This window comes from Novipirellula sp. (genome assembly GCF_041583735.1).
GTDB lineage: Bacteria > Planctomycetota > Planctomycetia > Pirellulales > Pirellulaceae > Novipirellula.
In genome coordinates, this window is the sequence record NZ_JBFHFD010000447.1 from 1 (window position 1) to 7102 (window position 7102).

6 protein-coding genes are annotated in these 7102 nt (G+C 53.0%); all 6 read right to left on the reverse strand.

Annotated elements, in window-relative coordinates; all coding sequences use genetic code 11:
- Positions 1-1132 (reverse strand): sigma-54-dependent transcriptional regulator (locus ABX962_RS25330; protein ID WP_372723475.1); only part of this gene is annotated, 1132 nt, incomplete at its 3' end.
- On the reverse strand, positions 1129-2520 hold the full coding sequence (locus ABX962_RS25335) for a PAS domain-containing sensor histidine kinase (protein ID WP_372723477.1): 1392 nt from the start codon (positions 2518-2520) through the stop codon (positions 1129-1131). The genes ABX962_RS25335 and ABX962_RS25330, both read right to left, overlap by 4 nt.
- 179 nt (positions 2521-2699) lie before the next feature.
- The gene (locus tag ABX962_RS25340) at positions 2700-3986 is read right to left on the reverse strand and encodes a nucleotide sugar dehydrogenase (RefSeq protein ID WP_372723479.1); all 1287 of its coding nucleotides are present in this window, start codon (positions 3984-3986) and stop codon (positions 2700-2702) included.
- 167 nt (positions 3987-4153) lie between these two features.
- Entirely contained in the window at positions 4154-5014 is an 861-nt protein-coding gene (rfbA, locus tag ABX962_RS25345) for a glucose-1-phosphate thymidylyltransferase RfbA (protein ID WP_372723481.1), read from the reverse strand.
- 185 nt (positions 5015-5199) lie between these two features.
- Entirely contained in the window at positions 5200-6078 is an 879-nt protein-coding gene (locus ABX962_RS25350) for a sugar nucleotide-binding protein (protein ID WP_372723483.1), read from the reverse strand.
- A 102-nt stretch (positions 6079-6180) separates the two neighbouring features.
- The coding region (locus tag ABX962_RS25355) for a nucleotide sugar dehydrogenase (RefSeq protein ID WP_372723485.1) at positions 6181-7102 on the reverse strand (922 nt) is incomplete at its 5' end.

Genomic DNA, 7102 nt, shown 5'->3' on the forward strand with positions numbered 1-7102 from the left:
ACAGCAGCGGTCGACCTCGCGCGATCACCGATGCATGCTCGACCGCGTTACGCAGTTCGCGAACGTTCCCCCACCAAGACCGCTGCTTCAACGCCTCGATCAGCGAGGGATCCGTTGCATTTTTGGGCGACGGGTAGCCCAGCCGCGTCAAAAAGTACTCGATCAACATCGGAATGTCTTCGCTGCGATGTCGCAACGGAGGCAATCGAATCGAAACGGCGCTGAGTCGATACAGCAAGTCTTCGCGGAACGTACCCTCTTGAACCGCTTGTTCAAGATCCCGATTGGTAGCCGCGATGATGCGGATATTGGATCGGCGTGGGGTGATGTCGCCGACGGCGGTAAATTCACCCTGCTCCAAAACTCGCAATAACTTGGCCTGGATCGCTAAGGGAAGTTCCCCTATTTCGTCAAGCAGAATCGATCCTTCGCTGGCGAGTTCAAACAATCCGGTGCGGTTTGAATCCGCCCCGGTAAAGGCACCTTTCACATGCCCAAATAGCTCACTCTCAATCACCGTTTCACTCAGCGACACCGGAGCAATTGGCAGATACGGTTTGTCGCTACGACGACTGTGACGGTGAATGGCGGCGGCGGCTAATTCTTTGCCAGTGCCTGTCTCGCCAGTGATCAAAACGGATAGATCACTATCGGCTACCAATGCGATTTGGCGGAACACTTGTTGCATTGCCGCCGATTTTCCAACCAACAACGAGGCATCGCTCGGCGGAATGCCCTCGGGTGCGTCCGGTTGCCTGCGGCCGCCGACACGAAGAGCCTGCTCACACGCTTTCGCAGCATCTTCGAGCCGGAAAGGTTTGGTCAAATAATCGCAGGCACCGGCATGCACCGCTCCCACGGCGGTTTCGAGATCGCCAAACGCCGTCATCACGATCACTGGGGCTCCGTTTGCTGCGGCTTGTATCTTTGGTAGCGCGGTGATGCCGTCTTCGCCCGGCAAGCGAACATCCAGCAAGATCAAATCAAGCGGACGCGATTGAGCGATTGCAAGGGCATCTTCGGCGGACGAGGCGACAAGCACCTCATGCCCTGCACCACTAAGCAAACGTTCAAAACCCCAGCAAATAGAGGGTTCGTCATCGACGACAAGGATGCTGCGTTTTGCGTTCATAAGGGCTTGTTGGCCGGTGGCGTCTGAGACGTGGTGCTGGTTTGAATGGTCATCGTGAACTGAGTCCATCCGTCGTGACGGTCCCATTTTACGCCGCCGCCATGACGTTGTGCGGTCCGTCGAACCAACGGCAGTCCAAGACCGAGACCTTCGGGTTTGCTCGTCACAAACGGTTCAAAGATTTCGTCTGCGAGATGTCCTGGAGGACCAGGGCCATTGTCGGAAATCACGATCTGGCATTCCTGTTCGTGTACCATCGCCACCCCCACACGGACTTCCGATCCGACTTCGATCGCATTAAGAATTAAGTTGGATACTGCAGCCGAATAGCTTGGGCCATCGTGAACGATCACCTCATCAAGATCCTCTGCGAGGGACCACTGTAACGGGACGTGGCGATGTTTGGCGATCGGATTGATACTGTTTTGCAGATGTTCAATGCAATCGCTCAGTCGTTCGGGACGGTCTTCGTCCTGTTTTCCGGCGGCGACAAGAGTGAGCTGACGCACGTAATCTTCGGTTTGTTCGATCTGGTCAATCGCAACTTGAAGAGTGCTGTCTTGGGAATCCGAGCAGCTTCGTTGATGCAGTTCGATTGCCATCCTGGCGCCCGTTAAACTGTTACGCAGTTGATGGGCCAATCCAGAGGTGAGTTGGTGCAACAGTTTTTCGCCCTGGGTGCGAGTTAATTGTTGCCACATTTGCGCAAGTTGATCCGACATTCGTTGGACCGACGCGCCGAGTAGACCCAGTTCATCGATTGGGTCGGTAGGAATTTCGGTATCGAAATGCCCTTCGGCAATTTGGTTTACTTGACGCTGTAGATACGACAACCGATTGGTCAACCGATGGGTGATCCAGAACGTCACGGAGGACAACAGCAGGATGGTTGAGAAACCGGTTGCCAGCGGAAACGCGGCCGCCCGGACTTTAGCACGACGCAAGTCGTTGTAGCTGAACAGGACGGCGATCCTGTCGACGCCATCGTTACCGGCGGCAGGACCTTGGCGAGAAAATAGGCGATATAGAAAAACTTCCGAACCCATTGTTACCTTTTGGAATCTGCTGGAGTGGGCGGAATCCAGAGGCAATGTCCATCGGTTGTCCGTGACGGGGATCGATGAATTGATCACGTTTCCTCGCTTGCCGATTGTGATCAATTCGGTATTGGTCAGATCGGAAAGCGATTGGGTGATCGAGCGAGTTAATGGAAACGGAGCTCCGAGCAGGGTTGCTTCGATTGATTGGTAACGGGTTTCGATCTGTTCACGCGACAGGCGGTCCCCCGAGCGATAGGAGGCCAAAGCGACCACGACCGCTGCAATCATGGAAACGATGACCAACGGTAGCAGCAAGCGGAGTCGGAGCGAGCGGAAACGGGGGCTCACGAAGAATGTCTCTGTGGATCGAGGCGAAACGCTCAATCATACTCCGAGGGCGCTGGATCGAAAACGCGGCTGTTGCGGCGGCGGATTCTCCACCCACGCGGTGGCAAATCCGTCGCCGCAGCAGGAACTCTTCTGCTCGAAGTGCAGATCGCGAGATGCAAGCGACTGGAGAGAGGGGGTTAGGCTTTGACGATCCGAGTGTCCGTCGCGATGCCATGCGTGGCATTGCGAGTGTCAATTACCAGTTGTGACCAATCGCAAAGTTGTTGGTAATCGACGTTGGCATGGGCGGTTGCAATCAACGTCAAATCAAAGCCCTCCACCGTGGTTTGGTCCCATTCGATCGACTTCGTACCTGCCCAATGAGCGTGTTCACGACTCGGGCGAATCACGGGAATATAAGGATCGTAGAACGCGACTTCGGCACCGGCGTTCTTAAGCATCTCAAGCAGGATATAACCAGGCGATTCGCGATCATCATCGACGTTTGCTTTGTACGATAATCCAACTAGTAGCACTTTGCTGCCGTTAAGCGGTTTGCGAACCGAGTTCAGCGTTTCGGCAACCTTGTGGACAACGTAAGTCGGCATCGAGGTATTGATTTCGCCTGCCAATTCGATGAAGCGAGTGGCCTGGCCGTACTCTCGCGCCTTCCAGGTCAGATAGAACGGATCGATCGGGATACAGTGCCCTCCGAGCCCCGGGCCGGGATAAAACGGCATGTAGCCAAACGGTTTCGTTTTCGCAGCTTCGATAACTTCCCAAACGTCAATTCCCATGGCTTCGTAGACGACTTTTAATTCGTTCACGAGCGCGATATTGATGCTGCGAAAAATGTTCTCGAGCAGCTTGGTGGCTTCTGCGGCGCGGCAACTCGAAACCGGCACCACGCGTTGGACTGCACGTGAATAGAGTTCTATCGCTTTCTCTAAACATGCAGGTGTCAATCCGCCGACAACCTTGGGGATCGTCGCTACTTTGCTATCCGGGTTGCCCGGGTCTTCACGTTCAGGCGAAAAGGCAAGATGGAAATCTTTGCCGGCGGTCATTCCAGAACCTTCTTCGAGAACTTTGCGTAAGTCTTCGTCTGTGGTGCCTGGATAGGTGGTCGATTCCAGGACGACCAAAATACCGGGTTTTAGATAAGGTGCGATTGCAGCGCCGGTTTCTAAAATATACGAGATGTCGGGTTCGCGGTTCTTATTGAGTGGACTCGGCACACAAATCACGACCGCCCGCGATTCACTGACCAACGAAAAGTCGGTACTCGCCTTCAAGCGACCCGCATTGACTTGATCGGCGATCGAGTCGGCCGAGATGTGGTGGATGTACGATTTGCCTGCGTTGATCGCATCAACTTTGGCGGCATCGATATCCAACCCCAACACCTGGCAGTCATTTTTGGCAAATTGGAGTCCCAAGGGGAGACCGACGTAACCGAGTCCTACAATGGCAAGATCGTTCATGAAAATTGCGGGTGCTGAGAGAAAAAGAATGTCTATTGGTTAAACCGTATAGTGATTCAGGGGGGGCTGCTTTGCAATGTGCCACCCCAGTGGGATCACGCAAATATGTAGCCTTGTTGATCCTGGATCTGTCGAACATTGCCCCAGAAACATTACCCCTGGGGACCTTAGCCGGGAACCGATTTTAAGTACTGGCCATAATCATTGTTGAATTGGCACGCCAAAGTTAGCAATTGGTTTCGATCGATGAAGCCGTTGATGTAAGCGATTTCTTCGGGACAGGCGATTTTTAGACCTTGTCGTTTTTCGACGGCGGCAACGAAATTGCAGGCATCAAGCAGTGAGTCCTTCGTCCCCGTATCAAGCCAAGCAAAGCCACGCGAAAACAGCTCAACCGTCAGTTCACCTTTGTCCATGTAAATTCGATTGACATCGGTGATTTCCAGTTCGCCACGCGGTGATGGTTTCAGGTCGGCAGCGATCTCGATGATCGAATTGTCGTAAAAGTAGAGACCGGGGACGGCAAAGTTCGATTTTGGTTTTCGAGGCTTTTCCTCAATCGAAATGACTTTGCCATTCGAGTCGAATTCGACGACACCGTAACGCTCGGGGTCGGTCACACGATAGCCGAACACAGTGGCCCCGACCTCTTTCTGCGCTGCGGCGGCCAATGTTTTGCGAAATCCTTGACCGTAAAAAATGTTGTCGCCCAGTACGAGCGCAACGCGGTCGTTGCCAATAAAGTCGGCGCCAATCACGAACGCTTGAGCCAGTCCCTCAGGTTTTGGTTGTTCCGCGTATTGCAGTTTGATGCCCCAAGCGGACCCGTCGCCAAGTAGTCGTTCAAACGCGGGCAGGTCATGAGGGGTCGAGATCAGCATGATGTCTCGAATCCCCGCCAACATCAGGGTCGAAAGCGGATAGTAAACCATCGGCTTGTCGTAGATAGGGATCAGCTGTTTACTCACCGCGCGTGTGGCGGGATGCAAGCGAGAGCCAGAGCCGCCAGCAAGGATGATACCCTTCATTGTCAATCTTTCAGTATTGTTGAATTGCGAGGTTACAGGCGATTGAGACAAGCTGGATTTGCGCAGTTGCAATCGAGTTTGCACCGCATCCGTATGCTGACAGTTCTCGGTAATCGCCACCTAAAAACGCTCGTTCCCAGGCGGGAGTCGAGGAAGCCGGTGCTGGCATTCACCATTAAACGTGCTTATTCTTCGTTGACTGTGGTCCACGATTTCAACGCTTGCTCAATGGCATCGCGAACCGGCGTCAATTGGATTCCTGTGGCAAGCAACTTCGAACTATCCATTACACAGTTCGAGCGAGGCGTTTTTGCAGCGAGTTTCATGAATTCGCTCTCATCATCAAAGAAAGCGAATTTTTTATCGGGTAACAAGTGTTTGTTGATCAAGGCCGCGACTTCGCGCGTTGTGATTCGGCCTGGATTGGTAATGTTATAAATGCCGGGAGCGGCACGCCTGGTCCAAGTCTGATAACTCGCTCGCACAAATTCGTTTAACTGAGAAATTGAATTGGTGGCTTCCAGCAGCGTATCGTAACGCATCAACTTGGTCAGGTAGTTTCGCGGTGTGGCTTCATGATTGAATGGGATTCGTAAACGCCAGATATAGCAGTGGTCGGCATCCGCCAAGACTTCTTCGCCGAGCGCCTTGGTTCCGGAATAGAAACTGCAATTATTTGTGCGAAAAGTAAAGTTCGGCGTGTCGTCTTCGTGGAAACCACCGCCATCGGCACGTTCGCCGGTAAAGATACAGCCGGACGAAACATGCCCCCAGCAAAGATCTTCGGATTCGCACGCTGCACGAATGATCCCAGGCAAGACGGCATTGCCCATCAAGCAGTCGGCTTTGTGCAGTTCGCAGGCGTCGACGTTCGGTTTTCCGGTGTAGCCCGCTGCATTGATCAGGAATTCGGGTTTGGTGTCCCGAATCAAACGGATCAATGAATCGCGGTCGGCATAATTAATCTCTCGTCGCGAGACGCCCCGATACGAGATCCCTTGCTGGTCAAATAGCTTTGTGAATTCGCCACCAACGTAGCCGCTACTGCCAAGGATTAAGATCATGCCGAGTCACATGGATGGGGATACCGGGTGATGAACTGGCGAACGAGTCGTGCCGACTGGTTCTTGCATCAAGGCCGTTGGACAAAAGACACGCCAACGCCGCTAGTTGCTTTTGCCAATTGCAAAGATTTCGAATCCGATCTTCGTCAACTTTTGTCGGTCCAAGATATTTCGTCCGTCATAGACAAAGGCTGGCTTTTGCATCGTGTCATAAATTCGATCGAAGTCGAGCTTGCGGAATTCATCCCATTCGGTAAGCAGGGCGATTGCATGCGCGTTTTTCGCAGCATCGTAGGCGTCGTTGACGACCGTTACATTGGACTGGACAAGTTCACGGTCGGTGTCCGAGATGGTCCCAGACAAGTCGCTGAGTGCTGTCAACAATTCCGAAACGATTGAGTCCTTGGAAACTTTGGGATCATAAATGACCAAGCGAGCACGCTCGCGAAGTAAATCACGGCAAACATAGATTGCGGCACTCTCACGCGTGTCGTTGGTGTCTTTTTTAAACGCAAATCCCCAAATCGCAATCTTTTTGTCGCTGACGGTGTTAAACATCGTGCGGCAGATGCGTTCGGCGAAACGACGTTTTTGGTAGTCGTTCATAATCACGACTTGTTCCCAATACTCTGCAACTTCGCGAAGCCCAAAATGTTCGCACAGATAGACAAGATTCAAAATGTCTTTCTGGAAACAACTGCCTCCAAAGCCAACGGACGCCTTCAAGAATTTGGGTCCAATTCTCGAGTCGGTGCCAATCGCCTTGGAAACTTCGTCAATGTCGGCTTCGGTGGCTTCGCACAACGCCGAGATCGCATTGATGCTGGACACGCGTTGAGCCAGGAAGGCATTGGCCGTTAGCTTGGATAGTTCGCTGCTCCATAGATTGGTCGTCAGGATTTTTTCGCGAGAAACCCATTGCCCGTACACGTCCGCCAAAGCCTTTACCGCTGCTTCCGATTCGCCTCCGATCAGCACTCGGTCTGGATCGAGTAAGTCTTCGACAGCGGTTCCTTCGGCGAGG